This window comes from [Ruminococcus] torques ATCC 27756, from assembly GCF_000153925.1.
In the GTDB taxonomy this organism is placed as follows: Bacteria; Bacillota; Clostridia; order Lachnospirales; family Lachnospiraceae; genus Mediterraneibacter; species Mediterraneibacter torques.
The window spans coordinates 40,372-63,117 of the sequence record NZ_DS264382.1 but is presented as its reverse complement, the minus strand read 5'-3'; the positions used below and the strand labels follow the sequence as shown (position 1 = coordinate 63,117).

The 22,746-nt window shown below is 43.5% G+C and carries 16 protein-coding genes; all 16 read right to left on the bottom strand.

Features of this window, described 5'->3' with window-relative positions; all coding sequences use genetic code 11:
- Positions 1-50 precede the first annotated feature (50 nt).
- On the bottom strand, positions 51-569 hold the full coding sequence (locus RUMTOR_RS11905) for a hypothetical protein (RefSeq protein WP_227182504.1): 519 nt from the start codon (positions 567-569) through the stop codon (positions 51-53).
- Positions 570-635: 66 nt separating this feature from the next.
- Entirely contained in the window at positions 636-953 is a 318-nt protein-coding gene (locus tag RUMTOR_RS11900) for a DUF5344 family protein (protein WP_004848279.1), read from the bottom strand.
- Between the two features lie 23 nt (positions 954-976).
- A complete protein-coding gene (locus RUMTOR_RS11895) occupies positions 977-1,429 on the bottom strand; it encodes a DUF5082 domain-containing protein (RefSeq protein ID WP_004848277.1) in 453 nt (150 codons plus the stop codon).
- On the bottom strand, positions 1,410-1,775 hold the full coding sequence (locus RUMTOR_RS11890; RefSeq protein WP_004848275.1) for a DUF4176 domain-containing protein: 366 nt from the start codon (positions 1,773-1,775) through the stop codon (positions 1,410-1,412). The genes RUMTOR_RS11895 and RUMTOR_RS11890 overlap by 20 nt, the downstream gene beginning before the upstream one ends.
- Positions 1,776-1,978: 203 nt before the next feature.
- A complete protein-coding gene (locus RUMTOR_RS11885; RefSeq protein ID WP_004848272.1) occupies positions 1,979-2,272 on the bottom strand; it encodes a WXG100 family type VII secretion target in 294 nt (97 codons plus the stop codon).
- Positions 2,273-2,330: 58 nt separating this feature from the next.
- Complete coding sequence (gene essC / locus RUMTOR_RS11880; RefSeq protein ID WP_004848270.1) at positions 2,331-6,854, bottom strand: type VII secretion protein EssC; 4,524 nt, start codon at positions 6,852-6,854, stop codon at positions 2,331-2,333.
- 87 nt (positions 6,855-6,941) lie between these two features.
- Positions 6,942-7,190: an EsaB/YukD family protein gene (locus RUMTOR_RS11875; protein ID WP_004848269.1), complete on the bottom strand. Its 249-nt coding sequence runs from the start codon at positions 7,188-7,190 to the stop codon at positions 6,942-6,944.
- A gap of 48 nt (positions 7,191-7,238) precedes the next feature.
- Positions 7,239-8,297 (bottom strand): AAA family ATPase, encoded by a 1,059-nt coding sequence (locus RUMTOR_RS11870; protein WP_004848267.1) that lies wholly within the window; start codon positions 8,295-8,297, stop codon positions 7,239-7,241.
- Between the two features lie 15 nt (positions 8,298-8,312).
- Positions 8,313-9,230: an FHA domain-containing protein gene (locus RUMTOR_RS11865; RefSeq protein ID WP_044998306.1), complete on the bottom strand. Its 918-nt coding sequence runs from the start codon at positions 9,228-9,230 to the stop codon at positions 8,313-8,315.
- A gap of 39 nt (positions 9,231-9,269) precedes the next feature.
- Entirely contained in the window at positions 9,270-10,922 is a 1,653-nt protein-coding gene (locus tag RUMTOR_RS11860; protein ID WP_044998304.1) for a carboxypeptidase regulatory-like domain-containing protein, read from the bottom strand.
- Positions 10,923-10,962: 40 nt separating this feature from the next.
- Positions 10,963-11,130: a hypothetical protein gene (locus RUMTOR_RS13060; protein ID WP_004848260.1), complete on the bottom strand. Its 168-nt coding sequence runs from the start codon at positions 11,128-11,130 to the stop codon at positions 10,963-10,965.
- Positions 11,131-11,191: 61 nt separating this feature from the next.
- Positions 11,192-13,105 carry a serine/threonine-protein kinase gene (locus tag RUMTOR_RS11855; protein ID WP_004848258.1) on the bottom strand — a complete coding sequence of 638 codons (1,914 nt, stop codon included), beginning with the start codon at positions 13,103-13,105 and terminating at the stop codon, positions 11,192-11,194.
- A 98-nt stretch (positions 13,106-13,203) separates the two neighbouring features.
- A complete protein-coding gene (locus RUMTOR_RS11850; protein ID WP_238101275.1) occupies positions 13,204-19,764 on the bottom strand; it encodes a hypothetical protein in 6,561 nt (2,186 codons plus the stop codon).
- The gene (locus tag RUMTOR_RS11840; RefSeq protein ID WP_004848256.1) at positions 19,683-20,261 is read right to left on the bottom strand and encodes a hypothetical protein; all 579 of its coding nucleotides are present in this window, start codon (positions 20,259-20,261) and stop codon (positions 19,683-19,685) included. Before RUMTOR_RS11840 ends, RUMTOR_RS11850 begins: the two co-directional genes overlap by 82 nt.
- Positions 20,248-21,003, bottom strand: a complete 756-nt coding sequence (locus tag RUMTOR_RS11835; protein WP_044998300.1) for a hypothetical protein — start codon at positions 21,001-21,003, stop codon at positions 20,248-20,250. The genes RUMTOR_RS11840 and RUMTOR_RS11835 overlap by 14 nt, the downstream gene beginning before the upstream one ends.
- Entirely contained in the window at positions 20,993-22,738 is a 1,746-nt protein-coding gene (locus RUMTOR_RS11830; protein ID WP_004848252.1) for a serine/threonine protein kinase, read from the bottom strand. Before RUMTOR_RS11830 ends, RUMTOR_RS11835 begins: the two co-directional genes overlap by 11 nt.
- Between the last annotated feature and the right edge of the window lie 8 nt (positions 22,739-22,746).

Here is a 22,746-nt window from a genome sequence, read left to right as displayed (position 1 = left end):
GCATATCGAAAAACTATCCCGAAAAATTCCGTAACAGTTCATTTTAACTATTACAAAAATTCCAAAATCCGCTCTGTTCTCGAATAACATCGTACAATGATTTCATGTATATTTTCCAACTCATAAAACTCATCTGCCGATACTTCCAGCCGATACTGCTTTCCGTCTTCCCCTCTGCCGCATAAATAATAGTGATGAGAAATTAACCCTGATAATCCGTTGAGTTCCTCTGTTGTAACCGATGTCAGACGGATCGTTTTTGGTCCTTCTATAAGATCTGCTGCGACCTTCCCAGAGATCCAGCCACCGGGAACACATGCTAAAACTGCTAAGCATAAACCGAGAACAAGCGCAGATTTATCTTCTTTTCTTTTCTTGATAGCTGCATAAGCACAGACTGCTCCTACTCCGAAAAATAAAACTGCCATTGACCCTTCGTTCACCATCCCACCTATGCCTGTTTCCGGCAGCATAATTTGCATAACAATAAAAAGCAAAACTGCAATACACAAAATTCCTCCGGCAATTTCCCGAATTTTCTTTTTTCTATCATCTCGTTTATTTTCCACGTTCACTCTTTTTGCTTTCCTTTTTTATTTTTATTTTCTCATGTATTTCTGCTGTTCTCAATCACTTTATTTCAACATTTGAAGACCTTTCCATACACCCTCTAATTTTAAATCTATTTCTTTCAGTTGTTCTCCCGTAGTTTCAATCGCATCAATATCTTTTTTTATAAGTGATTTATAAAGACTTATGATTCTTTGCAGCTGAACGAACTGCTCTGCAAACTCATCAAGAGCTTCTGATCGCTCAGCTCCCCGCGCTCTTTCTTCTACATTCCCGTTAATTCCGTCGGCGCTTGTTCTCATCTGGTCGACAGCATACTTAAATTTCCCATAGTCGAGATTGATCAGACCTGCTACCGATCCCAACGATTGCAACGTTGCCATAGTGATACCTCCTCGTATAATACTTAATTGCAAAGTGTACGGATCTCATTGACAAGAGAATTGATCAAAGATCCTATATGAAGCACATCCCAACTCAACTGCATGTTTTCATTTTCCAGCCTTGTTATTTCATTGCAAAGCGCGTCTACAACATCGTCAATACGCTCAATATAAGTATTGTACTGTCCGACAACGTTTCCTTCTATACTATATACTGTCGCCGTCTGTTCCTTCCCGATCCATTCTCCGATTTCATCACCGTTTGCATATTTTTCCAGTTTTTTCCGCTTTGCTTTTGCCGAATTTTTCTGCGACTGGATACTGTCTCTCGCCGTTTTTAATCTTTCGATCTTTTTTTCATTCGCGGCGCGCTTTGATTCTTTTTCTGCTTTCTCCCGTTCACGCGCGCTTTTTTCGCTGCGCGCCTCACACACTCTTGCCCTTTTTCTTCTTTCCTCAGCCGAGTTTTCCGCCATCTTGAGCGCCCCGCTCTCTTACAAGTTTTTCTACGTCTGTGCGTTCATATGGTGATTCCATATACCACTGATTGATATTGTCTACCATCATCTTATCATCGTCATCGTGAAATCCGCTGAAAACAACTTTTACGATATCTCTGTGATTAAAATATAAGATCTGATCTCCGACCAGTCCTTGCGGGTACAGACATCCGCCGTAATCAAAATAACCTTCTTTCCCTGTCGCAACCGACAAAAGCCCTCTGGCAATCACAACAACTTTCTGCACGCCTCCCTTTAAGATCACAACACTTCCAAGCGGAAGATAATCTACCGTCTCTTTTTTTACGTTTTCTCCCATCATGCTTTTCCTTTCTGTTTCAATTCATTTAAGGTAACCGCTCAGTCCGCGCCATTCGTAAAGCCGCGCTGCGTACTTATCATGGCTAACGCTGCTGTACGGCTGAACTGTTACTATTTAAGCTTTTTAAGTTCCGCATTTCCCACAAAAGGGGAAATGCGGAACGCGGTTTTATCCGCCGCTGCCTTTAAACCTGCTTTTTCGTACTATCCTCTGAATCCGCTTGCAATACTTTCGTCTACATTTTCCATATTTTGAGCTGTCGTATTCAACGCTTTTGAAATCTCCGCAAGCAATTCTTCTGCCTGCGTAAACGCCGGCCGCAGACTTTCATAACGTTCTCTGTAAGCCTCGCTTGCCGATCCTTCCCATTCTCCTAAAAGAGACTGAAGTAACGAATCTAATCTTCCGATCATCTCGCTGACATTCCCTGATTCTGTTTGGTACGAATTTGCCCTTTCTCTCATCTGATCCGGTGAAATTCTGATTTGACTAGCCATAATTGCTACCTCCTATAAAATTTTTTATTTATATATACCGGTCTTCCGGATATATATCCTACTCTCCCGCAATGAACGGGGTCTTCAATTTAATACACTCATTTTCTTTTATGTAATATCCGTCGCCTGTCTCGATCGGTTTTTTGAACTTTCTTGTCACGGCGAGCGGCATATCGTAAATCTTCAATTCTGAAATATCTCCGAAATACATCAGATGTCTTCCGTCCCGGATGCCTTTGATCACCTCCGGCGCGCTGTATGGGATCGGCGCATTTTCGATTGCCGATATAATCACGCCTACATTCATGTTCCGGTAGCGTCCGATAATATTTTTATACGATGCAAGCGCCTCTTTACTATTGCTGATCTGCTCGATCGCATCAGGATTATCGATAATAAGAAGCATGTAATCTGCTTCTGCCGGATCGCTTTCGATCCCTTTTGCAAGAAGTTCATATCTGCTTTGCAGTTCTTCTTCGATCTCTTTCAGATAAGAAACGATATCTTCCGCGATCATGCTGTAACGAACGACATTTCTTTTTTCTTTCATGGAAGCAAGCTTCTTCCCGATTCCGTCCGAAATATAAACTTTTGATCTGCCCGGATACATCAATTCCAGCATATCCGCCACATATTTTATCCAGTTATAGCGTCCGCTGCCCTCTCTTCCGACAACCGCCAATACACCAATCGAAGACATACGAAGCATATACGGCATCACATCTTCGTAATTTAATCCTGCCGCCAGGTCGAAATGTCCGCGCATCATATTTCCAAACTGCTGTGCCATATAATTCATGCTCAAAACAGGCGGGATCAACGGGATCTTCCGAGCCACCTCAGTACATTCTCCGTTTCGTTTTTCGATATATCCGCGGATTGCTTCCGCTCTTTCAAATTCTTTTTCTCCTGCAAACGGCAGATACGCCTGACATTCAAGTATCTGTTTATCCACTTCTGCGAAACATCTTCCCGGAAGATGCTCAAGTCTCCTGTTACAATGTTCAAAAATCGCAGAGTATTCGTTTCCGTCATTGCAGAATAACGCGATCCTGTTAGAAAAAGACGACAAATATTTGTATCCGATCCCTGCCGTCTGTGCATTCGCGATCACAATAGAAATTCCGACTGTAATTCCTTCCCGACACAGATTCAGCAGTTCGTCATCATCTTGAAAATACAATTCTTTCAGCGCAGTAAGATTATCTATAATAAGAACAATCTGCTTCATATCGGTGCGCCCCGCCTCTTTGTACGCAACAAATGAGCTTACTCCGACAGATAATAGTTTCTCTTTTCGAGTTTCCATCTCTTCCCAAAGCATTTTAAACAGATTTTTCAGTTTCTCATCTTCGGAGGAACTGACAACGCCGCCTACATGATTGAGCGTCTCAAAGTTTTTCAATACCATAGACGCAAAGTCTATAATGTAGATCGCCACCTCATCCGGCGTATACTGTTCCGAAAGACTTCGGATCACATTTTGCAGAATCGTCGTCTTTCCGGTCTGCGCCGAACCGATAATGATCATATTTGCCGCGCTTAAATTCACTGCATACTGATCCTGATTCTGGTGATCGGGATCGTCATAAACGCCGATCCACGCATAAAATCCGACTTCTTTTTTCTGCTCTTGTACTGCCTCTTTTGATACCGGCGGGAATTCGATACACTCTCTAAGCGGAGGCAGACAGATATCGGGAAGCTGCGGTATTTGAATCGAACGGAAATATTCGGACACATAAGAAACGATCGCCTCAAGCTGATTGTTCATCCCTTCCTGTCCTTTGTTCTTTTTCTTTACATAAACCGGAACTTTTTTCCCGCCGTCCGGAACTTCATATATCGTAAATGCTTTTCCTGTTCCTTCGTCTTCTCTTTCCGGCACTCCGCTGTATGCCGACTGGAACAATTCAAATATCTCATTGTTTCCTACTTGCAGATAAGCTCGTCCGGGTTCTTTGATTTCTGCGGCAAGAGGAGATTTCAGCACTTCGTTACTGTCTTCTTTGCTCTGCACTTTCAGACAGAGTTTAAAACGGGAGTTACTCCATATCTGTTCATTGACCTGACCTGCAGGTTTTTGAGTCGCCAGAATCAGATGTACTCCAAGACTTCTTCCGATACGCGCTGCCGAGATCAGCTCTTTCATAAATTCCGGCTGTTCCGCTTTCAGCTCTGCAAATTCATCTACAATGATGATCAGATGCGGAAGCGGTTCGCTTACTTCGCCCGCTTTATATTTTCGGATATATTTATCGATATGGTTGACGTCCGCCTGTGCGAAATATTTCTGTCTCTTCTGCAATTCTGCTTTGATCGACTTAAGCGACCGATTGATGGCATTCCCATCAATATTTGTGATCGCGCCAAGCAGATGGGGCAGCTGCGCGAACTGATTCACCATACCTCCGCCCTTGAAGTCAATGATGACAAACGCCGCTTCGTAAGGATGATAGAGCGTTGCCATCGAAAGGATATACGTCTGCAATATCTCTGATTTTCCAGATCCTGTCGTTCCCGCAACAAGACCGTGCGGACCATGAGCTTTGTCATGAAGGTCAAGCATAACGATCCCTGTCTTTGAGACTCCGACCGGAGCTGCCATTGACTTCGTAACTTTAGACGCAGACCATCTTGCTTTGAGATCAAGATCTTCCACAGACAAAATATTCAGCATCTTAAACATTGATATATTTTTTATCAGTTCACCTTCCAATGAAACTTCATCCGTACAAACCGGAGCTAACGTCCTGACAATGCGTACTGCCAAAGTGTCGCTGATCTGAGAAGATACAAACGGTACTGTCTTTGATTTCTCCGCTGCGTTGATCAAAACGCCTCTGTAACCGCCGGACAACTGTACGACATAGTCGCATCCTACCGGAATGTCCGCGCGTGTCTGTCCGAAAAACAAAAAAGTGACTCCCAGATCTTTTCCTTTTTCTGTAAACTGTGAGATCGGATGCTTCTTATATCCGTATTCGTCATAGAAAAAGATGAGCAGATGCGGATACGATCTCTTCTCCTGTGCTCTCATTGTCAGCTCTTTGTACAAATACTCAAAAATAAGCGTCTTGCTCTCATCGTCTGTTACAATTCCTCTCGTATCTGTCTGTACGCAGTACGCTCCCGGAAGAAAACGGAACAAGTGCATCCGTCCGGCATGTTCTTTTTCCGCCACGAAAAACAATTTTACATCTGCCGCAAAATGACGAAGCGCCACATCTGTAACGATCAGTTTCAAAAGTTCAAACCGATCTGCCTCTTCTCCTGTAATGCCGACTGCATTTACATTTTTCAGATCACATATGACCGGCGCATTTTGAAGTTCTTTATAAAAACTCGCCGTCTGCTCAGGAAGAAGACTTAAATCGTCTTCAATTTCCAGCTTCTCCTGTTTCTTGTAATTTACCTGACGGGCAGACTCGATCGGACCGCTTCCGAGACGGACACAAAGAAAATCTTCATCCTGCGGCGTCCGGTCAAACAGATCCGGAGAAAATGTTTCCACCTGCTGAATCTCCTGCTCTGCCGGAATATAGATTTCATTACGTTCTGTCCATTCTCTATTTCTGCACTCTTCGATTTCCTGACGTTTTGACGCAATATATTTCTGATATACTTCGATCCGGTTCGCCGTCTTTTCCCGAAACTCTTTCTTTCCCTCCATCACACCGACTACCGCTGTTATGATCGCGATCGTACATGATATAAGAGAAAAAATAATCATCGTTCCTCCCATGAACGCCATCGCGCCTGCCGCGATCAGCATTCCGAAGGACGGAAATAATTTCATAAATAAATTACTTTTCGGTTTCTGCGGCTTTGAAGGCGGATCTAAAATCTCGATCTTGTCCTCACATATCACCGTTTTCAGCCGTGTATTTCTCGAAAATCTCGGATACCCGTTTCTTTCCGGATAATCCCCGAAACCAAGTCCGTTCACTGTCAGATCGCTTCTGATCTCCGCCCACAGTGCGTTCCCTTTTAAGAAAAAGTAATAATCTGCAACGGAAAAGAAATCCCCGTCTTTGATCCATTCTTTTTGTTCTGTCTTCTTCCCGTTGTGATATACTCCGTACTCACTGTTCATAACTTCAAGCGTCCAGCCGCCTTGTCCCCGCGTCAGCCGGACAAATTCTCTCTTTGCATAAACGCCTGATAGTGCAATTTCATATGCTGAGTTGTTTCCGATTGAAATCGTCTGATACCTGTCCAAATTGATCATCCGCTCACAGCGATGCGATCCGCTGTCAAAATTGATCTGAAAATCAATTCTAAATACAAGTCCTTCTGATTCCTGATACCTGACTTCCAAAGTATCTCCGTGGATCACTTTCCGCGTCATATATTTTCGGATATCGCCTTCCGTAAAATAAATGTTGTCCGAACATGTCGCTCTCCATCCACCGCTTTCTTTCACAAATTCAATCTGTATCGATTCAAAAAACAGATCTCTTCTCAAACGCACCGTACAGTCGATTCCCGTTCCTACCGTAACCCGTTCCATATCAGCCGGAAGTTCTGCTTCTTTATAAATCTGATTTCCCGAAAGTATAATCTTATATCTGTTCTCCATATCTTTCCTCTGCCGTTTCCCGCTCCTTATCTGCCGCTGCCTTTGCCGCCGGCAGACTTATCTGATAAGATTCTTCTCTTTTGCGCCTTACTCTGCCATGCTTATGATCGTTCCGTTTCTTACTCCGAATTCTTTTAACGTTCTGTTGCCTTTGAGCAGCATGATCGGATTCTGCGCCTTTAGATAACAATTATTTATATCTGACAGATCGACGCCCAGACCATACGCCTCGTTAAGCGCCGCCGCCAGTTCTTTTGCCGTCAGATCCAGCGGAACTTCTAAATCTACCGTCCGATGTTCCTTATGAATATGAAAAATAATAATCGCCGTTTCCATCTTCTCTCACCACCTGCACTCATATCGTCTTTGTATTGATTTTTCTTTTTACATGATCAAAAATGCCGCTTTCTGCAATCCCGGCGTCTGGACAGGCAGTCCCGATCCTTTCATTTCATACGCCGGAAGATGTTCGATATATTCGCTCACCGTAAATCGATGCGCCGCTGTCGGAAGCAGCAATGCATTTTCTTCCTCTTTCTTAAAATCATTACAAAGAAATATATATTTATCACTATTGTTCCGATTTACATTTTGGATCAGCTCATTCGTTGCCTTCACCGCATATTCCGTCTGTTTTGTCACGATCAATATTTTATCCGCAAGCTGCATAAGAGCCGCTTTTTCCTCGTCAAACACACTGTCTGCATCGATAACGATGTAATCGTATTCCTGCTCTTTGCGGGCTGCTTCTGCTAATAGTGCAAACACGCGGTATGGGATACCCAACGACATAAGCGCCGCTTTAAACGGCGGAAGATAACTGAAACCTTCCTTTCGTATGACATGCCGTACGATCCGATAAACATTGCCAAGATTCCCCGACAGACCCGCATAAACCGAAGCATCTCTGATCGGCTCGCCGTTTTCCAGCATCCACTGAAACGACTGAAGCCGATCCGCATTCACATACAGTGTTTTCTTATAATTACGTTCCAGACAACGACACAAGCCGAATGCAACACTCGTTTTCCCGACTCCGCCTGACGCCGAGGTGATCAATATGATCTTTGTTTCTTTTCCGGCATCCTGTTCGGCATAAAGCGTATCCTTGCATCTGCCTGTAATTTCATTAAAAATCTCCCGCACACTTGTATATTTAAACAAGCGGCAAATGTCGAGTTCGTCCGTCTGTCCGGGTTCGTAATGTTCCGACAATATCATCAAATGCCGGATATCATGTTTTTTCAGCCCGCTGTTATAAAGCGTATCCGACACAAGCAGAATGTCCGCATGCTGCGAAAGTGAAAATAACTGATTAAAATAATCTTTATCCGTAATGATCTCCAAGTCGATCTTATCCGCGAACAGCTCTGCAAATTTCTTTTGTAGCGGAATTACATAGCTTTCATCTGTATCCGCCACAATCACTCTCGGTCTTGCCATATTTCTCTGTCACCTCTATTCCATCACGATCTGGAAATCGCTGATCGCCATTCGTATAATATCTCCGTTTTTCACCGGATATTCTCTGCCCGGAAAAAGCTGCATCCCATTCAAGTATGTTCCGTTTGAACTATTCAGATCTACAACCGCATACCCGGATCCCCTTTTTACGATCTTACAGTGCCTTCTGCTGATCATCTTGCTGAATCCGGCAACGCCGTCCGCTTGCTCCGTACTCTTTCCGATCACATACTCTTGTTTCGTTACAGTCAGACGGATCGGACTGCCTGCTGTCAGCGACACAAGTGTACAAGTCTGATCTTCTCTCTGTGAAGAAACTTTTTCATTTCTATTCAAACTATAAGGTGTACTTGTTTCATCTACTGATCCGCACTTTTCCACATCCGAATCTTCACTGCTGTAACCGGGACGTCCGATGATCTGAAAGAAATCCGCAAACCTCTTATCGTCTTTATCCGAACGTTTTTCTACAGTTTTCTTCAGTTCTCCCCTTAGATGCTCCTCAAATTCCACTACATCTTTATGAAGTCTCTCCGCCACAGGAAGATATACGAACCTGATTTTTCGCGTTGCAGGATCGACCCATATCTTATCTGCCGAAATATCCAGTTTCAAAAGCGAAAGAAATCCGTTTTCTGTCACCCTTCTGACTTCATGCAGAATATTTCCCAAAACAGAAAGCATCCCTTCTGTATCTTCCGCCCCTGACTGGATCGCAAGCGGCAGACAGGATTTCGTATCGTAATACAGTTCTGTCTTGCCGTTATACAGCATCTTCACACACTTCAATAGAAAATCTGCTTCTTGACCGTGCATCATTTTATATTCTGTTATCAAAAAATCTGTCTTATCTTCTAAAATATAAGCAAAGTTCTCTCCACACTGTTCTTCCGTAATCATTCCATCTCTCATTTTCCTGCTCTCATCTTCCTGCTCTCATCTTCGTCTGGTTTATTTTGAACCCGGACGCAAATTTTCCTCCGCCGGAGCGCGGTTCAGTATTTTCAGTTCTCCGTGGTCAAGCTCAAATACTTCCCATACATTTTCAACGCCTGCATTCGGGTCAAGTGTGATCACTGTCGGAGCGCTCTTGCCCGGAAGATATACTTTCACCGTTGCGCCGTACTGCTGCAAAGTTCCCGTCGTTCTGTAGTCAACGACAGAGTATGTATAAACGCCGTTCAGGTCGTTCAGCGTGATCGTCTCCGGTCCGTATCCGTTTGTGTCATCCACATCAAGTTCTGCCAGAAGCCCGTCTCTTCCTTCGCATGTCCGTTTCCTGAAGTTCACGTACAAGTCATCTCCTTTATCCGTATTTCCCCACAGATACGAGTCGAGATCCTGAGGCTGTGCGTTCCATTCCAATACGATACGCGCGCTGCCCGCCGCCAGCTCCGGTGAAATCGTAAACTGCTCTCCGCTGTAATTTTTATCTTTCTCCATCTCAAACTCGAACGTTTCATCCACATACCCGTCCGCGCTGATCGTCACTTCGTACACGTCTGCCGCCAGTTCGATCGAGAACGATCCGTCTTTTCCCGACGTAACATGAGTAGAATTTTCAGCGTTTTCTTTCGCTTTAAATTCAAGCTTCGCCGCCGGAACGCCTTCTCCTGTCATAGCATCGATCACAACGCCGTTCAGCGTTCCGTTTTCCGAGCGGTTTTCGTTTGCCTCTTTCAAAATAATTTCATTCCACGCTTTATCGGAAATAATGTTTCCCGACGCATCCGTCTCAACACGGATCAGGAGGCTTCCTGTAGAGAGTTCCACATAAACTCGTTCCTCGTCTGTGATCGGCGCTACTTTGGAACTGGAGATTGCGTTCAGTTCTGCAAGGCTTGCCTTTCCCGGGAAATTTCTGAACAACTGCGAAATCGAATCTAAACGCACGATTTCCGGCATTCCGTCCTTCGCCGGTTTGTCTGTCTTTACATTTACAATATCGTCATGCTCTTTCGTGTTTGAATAACAGCATGTTCCCGCCAGATCTTTATGTACGACTTCTACTTCTCCTTTTCCGGTCTTTACGATCTGCGGATATGAGCCGAACTGATCGCAGTAGTCCGTATAGTCATAATTTTCCAGCTTCTGAAGAAATGCAGTATTAAAAGAAAAAACGCCAAATGACTGCATTGTCTCTTTCTTTGTTTCTGAATCGTCAAATTCCGCCAAAAGCGAACCGTCCTTAATCCCGCTTAACATATACTGGATCTTTGAAGAATTCGTATGCATGTAGCCTCGCTGAAGCAAAACTTTTGCAGCGGAGCTTTCCCCTCTCTTCAAATACACATCTGCCAGTCCGAGATATCCTTCTTCTTCTTTCGGTCGGTCTTTGATCGCATTTTCATATGTAAGCACCGCCAGTTCATACTCTCCGCTGTCCGCATATTTTTCCGCTGTTTTTATTGATTCGTTATACGCGCTCGCTCCTGCCTGCATCCGAAACATCACGATCCCGATAATCGCCCCTGCCAAAAGAAGCAGACCGCAGACGATCAGCAGAATCCGGCTTTTCTTTTTTCCTTTTTCTCCCACTGCTCCTTCTCCTCTCTTTCTTGTTTTACCGAGACGTTTCGTAAACGCCCCTATTTTATTTTTCACGTCCGTTTATCTATCATTTACTCGTTATCTTTTCCGCTATTTACAAGTTGATTTGTTCACTTTTTAGTTTCTCCTTTTTTCTTTGAAGCAAATATAATACGCTTCCTGCTGCCAACGACGCGGCCACGATCACTACAACGCCTGTCACACATATCATGATCCCGCTCATCTTCATTCCCTCCGTTTCGCACTCTCTTCTTGTCTGCATCCTGATTCTGTCTTTTATTTTCTATCTTCAATCTTCGTGCTGCTTCACATCTCACTTCCGATTATTCAAGTTCTTTCATTGTCTCTTCCAGCATTTCCATATCAGGATCTTCTTCCGATCGATCTGCTCTGTTCTCATATAAATTTCTGCAAGAATGATAAGTAAATTTCAGATCGCCTGACACATTTGAATACGTTCCTTCTTCCGACGCCTCGTCCAAATAGTTGTAACAGATCCACATCTGAACTTTATAGTCTTTCGGATAATCTATTTTCATCTCTTCCAGCACATCCGTACTGTCTCTATATTTTCCGAGAACTCGAAGAAGAAGCGCCCTTCCCAAACGATCCTCATATGACGGATCGTTTTTTTGACAGAGCATCTCATAATATGCAAGAGCCTGCCTGTACCACTGATTTTTGACCGTTCCTATCCTCTCTTCGTTTCCTGCCTGATATGCCGTCACTGCCGCTTTTCTAAGAACATTGCTGCTTTCATCTAGTTTCACTGCTTGTGCCGCCGCATCTGCCGCAGAGTTTATATCCCCCTGCTCAAGATATAATTCTGCTTCCAGCAGATAAATTTGTGCATTCAACTCTGCATCCATACTTTTTCCAAGCGCTTCTTCGCATAAAGAAACCGCGCTCTTTTGATCGCCTTTTGCATACATTGACTGCGCCTGAACAAATACAGTAGCTGCCTCATCGATCGCCGCTTCCGGATATTCACTTTGTATCGTCCATACATCGACCGGACTTCCGTTTCTTGCCATTGCAGTCATATAATCTCTCACATATAAAGAGTTCCTACTGTCGCACGACAAAGCTTCCTCATAATACTTTCCCGCCGTGTCGTATTGTTCACTATAGAAATATCCGTCCCCTACAGCATGAAGTACCTCCGCCTTCTGCTCCTTATTCCTTTTCATATAACCTTGCAAAGAAGAATTGTTCAGAAGTTCTGTTCCTTCTCTTATTATATTTTCGGAATCCCCTGATCCCACAACGGCGTAAAACTCTTGATATTCCTGCTGCCACAGCTCTTTCCCCCGCTGACGCACACCTGACGCAATAAGAAAGATTCCTGCCAGAATACAAAATCCCCACGCAGTCGCGGTCAATATCTGCAAGTTCGTCAGACGGCGGTACTTCGGATCGTATTTTTCCATATGCGAAAGAGCTTCTTCCATCTGTTTTGCCGTCCGAAATCTTCTTGAAACGTCCCGATCCATCGCTTTATCGACGATCCGTTTCAAGCCGTCCGCATACGGAATATCAATCTGTGACAGCGCATACGGAACACCGTTTTGAGCATCAGGCAGATACCCGCTCATCATTCGGTAAAAGACCGCCCCCAGACTGTAAATGTCCATTCTCTCATCCAGTGTTTCACTGCTTTTCCTGCCGTACATTTTGTCCATCGCACATCGGAATTGTTCCGGAGATGCATACCGTCTGCTCAGTCCCTGTACTTCCTGTGTTACCGACCCGTCCAATGAAATATTAAAATCAATAAGGCAAATGTCCCCTTCCGGCGTCACCATAATATTTGCCGGCTTAATGTCGCTGTGAAGGATTCGTGGTTTTCTCGTATGAAGATAGTCCAAAACCTCACATAACTCACGCATCCACAACAGAATCGTCTCTTCCGGAAATGTATAATTATGGTCGATATAATACTGCAGATTTTCCCCTGGGATATAATCCATCACTGTATATACGTCGTTTCCTACTTCCAGAAAATCATAAACCTGCGGCAGATATGTATGTCTAAGCTGTTTTAAGATATCGGCTTCACCTCTTACATTTACACGGTCCACGCACGTTTCTTTTATTTTCTTTATTACGATCTGTTTTTGAAGATGAAGATGATACCCGATATAGATCACTCCCATGCCGCCTGTTCCGATCTCTCGTATCACCTGATACATTCCGCTTATAATATCTCCGCTTTGCAACATAACTTCTTTCCTCATAAAGACGAAAGGCGGCTGTCCGAATCCGTTTGTTCAGACAGCCGCCTCCTTTTCAGCCTTTTCTTATTTCTGCCGTATTTTTATCAGCTTCAGACTTTTTATTTGCTTTCTTCTTTCTTTTTTCTGATCACAAAGAACCAGATCAGTCCGCCTGCTACGAGAACGATTCCGAGGATCGATCCGATAAGAAGCGGTGTATTGTTGATATACTGAATCCATACACTTGATGTAACAAGCACTTTGTGCATTTCCGAAGTCGTTTCATTTCCCGCCATATCAAGCGCTGCTGCTTCGATCTTCTGCGGTTCTGACGCACCTTCAATCATGTAACTGATCTTTCCGCCTGCCTTTTCAATCTCTTTCTGTGCATAAGTTGCAACTGATTTTCCGTCGATGATCACATCCACGCACTTAACTGCCGTATTGTCTGACAGGTTGATCGTCATTTCTCTCTCGTCTGCACGATAGCTTGACTCCTCGATACCTGTGATAACAACTGTCGGAGGCGTCTTATCGATTACAAAGTCGATGTTGCACTCTTTTACTTTGTTGTTCATCTTATTTGTCGCCTTGTCTTCCGAGTCGATCGTAACACTGTAGCGGCCTTCTTTTTCAAAGTTTTCTTTTTTGATCGTGTATGTATATTCTTTCCATGAACCTTCGCCGCCGCTTTGTTTTACTGTATAATCGCTGCCTGCTTTCAGTTCTTTCTTCGTTCCGTCCAATCCGTAAGAGATACCGTTGAACACAAGTGAATCTACGTTCACCTCTGTAACAACAAGATCTTTCGGTTTGTTCGCATATACATCATCAAGGAACTTCTCCGTTGTCTCAGAGAAAATATAGTTTGATCCGAAACGGTTAACTGAGAACATAACCTCTTTTTCCGTTTCATTTCCGGCTTTGTCTTTAATAACCGCCGTCATAGTGTAAACGTCATCCGTCTCTTCATCATGTTTGAAATCTTCCATTTTGATGCTCTCGCCGTTTGCGATATTTGTACGGTTTCCGCTTAATTCTGTCTTGTCATGTTTCGCGCCTTTGATCGTAATATCAACGCCGCTTTCCATGTAGTTTACATCACTGTATTTCACACCGGGAGCAACTGTTCCGTTATTTGCCGATTTATCTTCGATATCGAAGAACTCAACTTCCGGATCTGTCTTATCTACCGTAAATTTATCCTGTGTGTAATCTGCCGCTGCATTTCCTGCAAGGTCTGTGTAATCAACATCAAACGTATAATCTGCGTCTGCAGAGAATGTTACGCTTGCCGTATGCACGTCTCCGTTTGTGCTCCATCCGCCAAGTCCCGGAGCTGCCACGCCGCTTCCCTGCAAAGCTGCCGTGATCTGTGCGTTGACTTCCGCTGCGTTAAAGTTATGCTCGTTGACTGTAACTGTCGCCGTTCTGTTCGCATTGAAATATCCCGGTGTAGCCGCGCTGTTGTTGTCGTAAGACACTTGGATCGTCGGAACTGTCCGGTCGATTGTAAAGTCGTCTACACGATTGTAGCTTGATGCATTTCCTGCAAGGTCTGTCGTCTCAAGCGTAAATGTGTAATCTCCGTCTGCCGCAAACGTTACCTGACATGTATGTGTCGCATCGTCAGATACTCCTGCGTTCGCACTGTGTGTCCATCCGCTGATCGCCGGCTGTGTGCCGTCTGTGTTCGTGATGTTGAAACGAACTGCGGACTCGTCAAAGTTTCTCTCTGTCACAACAACCGTTGCCGTTCTTACGTCTTTGTAGTATCTCTCGTTGAGAGGTGTGTTCAAGTCGTACGTTACGGCGATTGTCGGGTGAGTGATGTCGATCTTAAGATCTTTCGTCGCCTCTGTTTCATGTCCTGCATTATCAACAACTTTTACATAAATCTCAACATCATTGCTGTTATTTAAACTTGCCGTCACTGTTTCATTTTTCACAAGCGACTGCACGCGCCCGTCTAATATTGTCAAACCTGCTTTCTGCGCGCTTTCCTGATTATTTTTACTATAATCAATCTCTAATTCCTTATTATAATTTCCTGACTGTGTCACCGCACCGTCTTTGCGCACCTCGTAATAAACTTCTTTCAGTCCTGAGTATGTCTCTCCGCTTTCCGGATCTTCTACGTTAATGCTGAACGGAACATCCTTATTGTAAATTCCGTATAACGGTTCAGCCGCTGTAATCGTAATCTTCGGCTCTGCCCACGTTCTGTCTAACACCGCTATTTCCTTCGGATACAGATAAGTAACATTTCCGGCATAGTCTGTAATCTTCGCATATGTCAAAAACTGCTGTTCTTCTGTCATTGTGAACGACTTATTATTTATATTATCATCCTTTTCGCTATCACGATTCCACTCTCCCGAATCAGCCAACTTTTTCCAATCTGTGATCTTTTTTACTTCATCTGCACTTTTAATCGCGTCTTTCGTTGTATAATACTCGATCGTCTTCACACCGGACGTTATATCTGCTCCCGTCACTTTCACATTATAATTGTCGTCCTTGAAAATATTAAACGTAATCGTATTCCAAAATTCTGCATACCAGTTTTCTGTACCATCTACGAGAATCTTTCCCGACGGAGACGTTTTATCTACCGTAAATTTCAGATCTCCTGTGTTTTTGCTTCTGCCTGACAAGTCCGTATAGTCCAGTTTAAACGTGTAGTTTGCATCATTCTCAAACACAAAACCGATGCGATGCTCATCGCCATTATGAGTCCAACCAACCGGGTGATCATCTGACGAAGCAGCTGTCCAAGTGTCCGCCTGTTCCTGATAATTCGGTATCTTTCCTACTGCCTCTTTTGCGGTAAGCGCTGTCTTTACCTGCGTGTTTTCACCGCCTTTTTCTTCAAAGACAAAATTATCCTTTAAACTAAAGAAGTGCTCTGTTACCGTCACGTTCACTCGAATCGGAGCATTTTTCAACTTAACAGCATTTTCATCATTAAGCGGCTTCCACTTATTGTCTGCATCTAAATATTCATATGTGTACTCGATTACCGGCGCTTCGGTGTCAACTGCAAATTTATAAGTTTCTTCTGTTGTTCCTTCATTACCAAACATATCTACACAATATGGTTTGATTTCGTATTTATCCTGATCATCAAATGTAAGTTTTACTGTAACGACTCTATTATCCGTATAATTTTCAAAAGAATTCTTGCCCTCTTCATCCTCTATCTCATAAGTAATTCCTTCTTTTTCCAGTCCTTCGAGCATCACTTTCCGCTCTTGATCGTCTTCCTCTCTCTTCAGTATAAAGTATAGGTTGTCTTTATACTCTTCGCCAACTGGGAAATTTCTATCTGTGTATTTAATCACCATTACAGTCGTGTCTTGATAATATGAAAACTCATCTTTCTGAGTTATCGGATCACCATTCTTATTTTCAAAGCTTACAGAAATTTCCGGAGCCTTTGTATCAAATGCTAACTGTTGCTCAATCGTCTCAGATACATTTCCGGCTGTATCATATGCCTTAATCTTTATCTTAGACTTATTCGTTCCCACTCCATTTATTGTTCCTTTATTTGCCGAAACAACGCCTTTAACCACTATGGAAGACTTATTTTTTAATTCTTCGTAACTGAAACCTGATTCCGATGTCGGCCATTCAATGATATATGAATCTTCATATGTTTCGTCTGCATCAAATTCTTTCGTGGTCGGAGTTATTGTTTCACCGTCTTTGCTCACTATTACTTCCAGTTTCGAAATACTTGAGAAATACTCTTCTGGATCTTCAATCTTAAGCTCGTATTTAGCATCCCCTTGATAACACAGAATTCCATCTTTTTCTGATACATAACCACCGTCTTTTGATGTATCAAAAGTACATTCTACTTTCGGCGATGTCACATCAACTACAATGCCGTTTGAAGCATATACGGCTTCATTTCCTGTATTGTCAATCGTCTTAACAAGAATCAGATAATTATTTTCTGCCGCTTCCTTATCTTTCGCTTTTCCGACAGTGATTTCGTCTTTTCCGTTTTTATCGAATTCCAATTTACTCCAAGATTGTTCTTGCCCGCTATCTACCTTTTCAATAATACTTTTCACAGCATCTTTATCTAATTTTAACGCCGTTTCATCTGTTCCCATTTCATATACGCAATACTTCTGCGTAGTCGTGTTATGCAGGCCGCTTCCTTCTACAGAATCTCCCGAAGTGTCCGAAACGCTGATTTCTGCCGTATATATCTCGTTTTTGAACATATTGAAACTCAAGCTTTCAAAAGCATCTGAATATTTTGTCGTATCATAATCTTTAATTACAGCTCTCGGCGCTTCATTATCGATATGAAGCCAATCAGTTAAATTTGTTACTTCCGTAACTGTGTTTCCACTCTTATCTTCACTGTTCTTAAGATAAACTTTTACGTTCTCAACTACTTTATCCTGTATTCCTTCCTCAGGTTTAAGCTGTTCAAGTATATTCTGTGACTCATCCGACTCATCAGATACGTTTACATAACTATTTCCGTTATCTACACTCATATACACTTCATCATAATATTGTGTAGCCTTTACATTCATCTTCAGCACAGGGGTTCCCTTTTTCTCGCCGAGTTCATCTTTTCCGCCAATGCTTACCCAAACTTTTTCCAGCTCGTCAGCGCCATTTTTCACGCCGTAAATCCCGTTTGTCGTTCCTTTAAGATCAATTTTTTTCAAAAGATCTTCTTTATTTAAAGTCTGTTTTGTAACTTTAAGATCTCCCTTATAATCATCCTCTTCAATAAACTTAAACTCATAGTTTTCGCTGATTTTATTTTCATTTGTAATATTCGGAACGATTACTTTATAAGCTGCCTCATTCACATGCAGAGTTTCCGGCGCTGTTGCCCCCGGCAATACTGTTATTTGATCATTTCCCACAAGTCCTGTCTCTAATGAATTCACACCTTGCACTTCTTCAGGAACAACTCCGTTACCATTGCAAAGTGCAACTAATCCCGTCATTTCTTCTATCGCCGTTTTTAAATTCTGTCCATAAGCTAACGACACTGTCTCTGCATTTGCAGACGTCAAATACAACGGTCTATGTGTAATAGTTGCCGCATTCTGAACTACATTTTGCCCTTCTTCTACAACTAACTGATAGTTTGCCGTGCCGTTGCCTTCTACTGTCATATAATAAATTCCGGCAGCAACTGTCACGTTCTGTGGCTGTGCTTCATTCTGCTCATTTACTGCAACATCTGATCCTGCAATCGCAGCTTTCTCTTTCGGGATTGTGATTTTTTCAGTATTTACTGTTCCCGTAAGTTCGATTCCAGTATTTCCGTCATATACTTTACTTGCTTTATTCCATGTTACATTCTCAAACGAAACTTCCTGCCTCTTTACAGTCAGCGTATAATCTACGCTTGCTTCTCTGTAGAAGTTTCCTTCTCCCGGGACTGCTTTAATCTTAATTGTTACTTTTCCTGCATTTTTCGGAATTACATGGATCGTATGATCTGCTTCCACGCGAACGACCGCTACATTTTCAGCAAGTCCTGTATTCGGCGCGTCTTCTGACTGTGCAAATGCAACCTCTGTCGCAAGCGTTCTTCCTTTTAATGTATTTTCAATATCGGCAAGAGCAATTACGATTTCATCATTCCAGTGCTCCGTTCCGTAAGTCACTTCTTTTGAAACATCACCGTCTATCGTAATTGCCTGTGTTTTCCCATAACTTCCGGTTGCTGTTGCCGTCGCGCCTTCATATTTTTCATTACCGCTATACACGGCTTCAAACTGTTTCGCGCCGAGAAGACTGTCTGTCTCATATGTATATTCGACTGTAGCTGCCGCTTCTGCTTTATAGAGCAAAGTTTTTTGACCGCCTGTCACATCATAAAATATTACATTTCCTGAAACATCGGCTGGAAGACCTTTGGCTGTCAATATAACAGAACTTTGATCGTCTCCGCTTGGCTCTTTCACCGTCATACTAAAACCGTTAATCTGATTTTTAGACACGTTTACGGAAACTGTTTTTGTTTTCACCCCGTTTGTAACGCTGATATCCGCAGAGCCTTCGCCTTTTGCCGTAACCTTTCCGTTTTCAACAGATGCAACATTCCCATCTGTTGTGCTCCATGTATAAGCAAGTTCTTGCACCGGATTTGTTACTGATATATCATATGTTTCTCCGACTTTCAGACTAACTGAATCTGTCGTCGGCAAAAGTGTAATCTCTGACATTGTAAGCAGAATGTCAATATCCGCTTTCTCCGCCTCAACCGTAAACCGACCATCTTTTGTTGTCTCATATCCGGTTTTCTCTACTTCGTAGTTATATTCTACTCCTTCTTTTAACTCAATTTCTTTACTTGTCTCTCCGGCTTTAACCTCGATTTCCTTTTTCTTCTCATAGCTCGGATCATCATTACTTTGTAATTTCAAAGTAAGTGCGCCTATCCCGCGTGTTTCCTCTGCGGCATCTTTAAATTTCAGCGTAACTTTTTTTGCATCGCCAGCCGCCGCCTGAACCGTCATACCTGCATCCGGCAGTACCCAAGTCAGTACCATCGCCAGCGCAAGGACGAGCGCACATATCCTTTCTTTTAGTTTTTGCTTCTTTTTCATGCTTTCATCCCTTCCTGTTCTTCTTTGTTTTGCCGTTCTTTTGTCTGTCTCTTCCTCTGTCTGTTCCGGCTGTTCCATATATAGAAATACACGTTTCCGTTAAACAGAAAATGTGCATAAACCCCTGCAAGCGCAAATACCAGCGCCGTAATTGCCAGAAAATCATTCACTTCGATATGAAGCGCACAATAGATTGTCGCTGCGATCGACACGATCATAACTGCGTCTGCCGCAATCGCAGGCGTATTACTGAAAAAGCAGATCACTGACGGAAGTTTCCGTTTTCCTGCCTGTTCTGTCAGAGGCTTCGCCTTTCTCGCCAAAAACAAATATGCTGCGATCCCGAGCAGAAGACCGAGCCAAAACAACGCCCCCGCCGCATATCCGATCTGTGTAAGATCGCCGTTTTTGTCAACGGCAAACGGAATCAGCGCCGGAGTCAGTGCAGACAGGAGAAATAATCCCATCACACCGAGAAATCCTTTTTTTACTGTTCTTGGTTTCAATCTGTTTCCTTCTTTCTGCTGCAAGATAAATCGATTAATATCTTTTTTGTTTTCTTTAAATGATCTCATTCGTATGGATTTCCATAATTTCTTTTTTAATAACGAAATTCCATTCCGGTTTTTCATTTGTCTTTGCCTGAACAAACGATGCTTCCATTTCCGGCGTCAATAAAGTTGTTTCTCCGAATCCGGCATTTCTTTGTGCCGTTGTGCCGCCGTTTCTGCTGTTGAGCAATGTCGTTTCTTCACTTCCGCTGTTCAACAGAGTCGTTTCTTCGCTTCCGCTGTTCAGCAGAGTCGTCTCTTCACTTCCGCTGTTCAACAGAGTCGTTTCTTCGCTTCCGCTGTTCAGCAGAGTCGTTTCTTCGCTTCCGCCGTTCAGCAAAGTTGTCGCTTCACTTCCTCCGTTATCAGACGCTGCCTGCTGTGCTGTGTGAAGCTGCATTGTATGTTCTCTTCCTTCCGGATCTGCCGAATGGTAAACTTGTTCTGTGTACGCCGCGCCGTCTGCCTGTCCGCCTGCTGCCTGCTGCGCAGACATAACCGGAGGTATCCTTCCGCTTGGCGTCGTATAAAGGTCTGAACTTGTCGGCGCGGAATAATAATCCTGTCTTAACTTTCCTGTCTTTGCATTTTCTTCTTCCATCTGCTGAACGCTCTTTCGCTGCGCCCTTCCCGTGATAGCGTTAAACACATCGCGTATTTTAAATTGAAAGAAAAAGAAAACGCTCAGCGCCGCAAATAAAATTGTCAGCACAAGACAGATAATAAATCCGATATGAAGTATATTGATGATCTGTTCACTCTGCATCAGCATCCCCTCCTGTTCCCCGGGATTCAAATGCTACCTGCACATGCTCTTTCGCGCTGCTGATATTGTTCAGAATCTCCTGTTTTTTCTGCTCGTTGATATCCGTCTGATTTGCATTCGTCGATGCAAACGACGTTGTCTCCAGCGTCTTTTTCGTTTCTTCGAGTTCTCCCAGAAGTTCGCCTTTTGTCACTCCCGCACGTTTGAAATCAAGTGCGTTTTCGTCGATCCTGTATACAAGTTCTTTATACATTACAAGAGCTGTCTCAGGATTTACCACACTTGTAAGATCTCCGTCCGTCAGACTGACAAGATCGATCCAGTAGTCTCCGTAAGAAGTTGTGCTGTATCCGCTCTCATCCACTGAATCAAGAGAAGCATAGTACGCCGCGATACTTGCGAATCTTTTCGACAATTCCTTTTTATCTTTATCGAGGCTTTCGCTTTCCGCCGCTTTTTCAAACCATGTTTGAGACATTGATTTTCCGCTCTTTTCTCCTCCCTCATATGAATAAAAGTACGCCAGTCCCATTTGAAAAGCGAATTCGTCGTATTCTTCTTTATTTCCTTCAAAATAACTTTCATTTGTCCGGTTTCCGCTGCCTTTATATCCAAGAACCGACGTAAGCCGCGCTGTCTCTTCTCTGTCAAAATCATTTTCCGACCCGTCTGCTCCGCGGATGCATAACTGCAAAAGATTGTGATACGCTTCTCCTCTTCGAGGGTCTATCTTAATTGCATCTGTATAATATTTTTCCCGTTCACTTTGTTCCGGCGAGTTCGCCGCCTCTTTTATATATCCTTCATAACTGCTCTTTGTCGTCATCGTCTCCCCGACTTTAAATCCGACGCATCCGAGAAGTGATGCGGCAGTCAGCGAACACATTGCAACGAACGTCCGCCATTTCCTCATCTGCCGTTTCCGGTATTCCTGATCTAATTCTCCGTAATGCTCCAGCGCGTACATCAGTTCCGCGCACGACTGATAACGGTCGTTCGGATTTCTCTGCGTACATTTCAGTACGATTTCTTCCAATCCTGACGAGAGCGCCGGATTCCATCTTCGGATCGGATACATCTCGTACGGCGGAAGACTTGGATTATGTCCCGTCAGCAAATGGTACATCGTCGCACCCAGCGTATAAATATCAGTACGGGCGTCCGTCTGCCCATGCCCGCCGTACTGTTCGGGCGCTGCATATCCCTGCGTTCCGAGACAAGACGTATCTTCAATACTTGTCTCTTTAAATTCGCGGGCCGTTCCGAAGTCGATGATCATGATCTGCCCGTCCGGCTTCAGCATGACGTTCGCCGGTTTTAAGTCTCTGTAAATGATCGGCGGTTTCCTCGAATGAAGATACCCGAACACATCACAGATCTGTTTCGCCCATTCCACAACCCGTTCCTGCGGCTGCGCGCCTTCTTTTTTCAGCCAGTAATCGAGCGCCTTTCCTTCGATATAATCCATTACGATCAGGAACGTATCCTCCCTGTCGATCACATCGATGATACTCGGTAAATGCGGATGATTTAACCGTTTCAAAATATCGGTTTCCGCGATCAGTCCCTGCCGTACAACTTCGTAATCTTTCACGCCGTCTTTTCGGACTTCTTTGATCGCCCATTGTTTATTCGCTCTTTCATTCATCGCAAGATAAACGACGCTCATTCCGCCCTGACCGATCTTATTCAGTATTTTGTATTTACCGTCTATAATTGATCCTATTTCCAGCATATATTTAT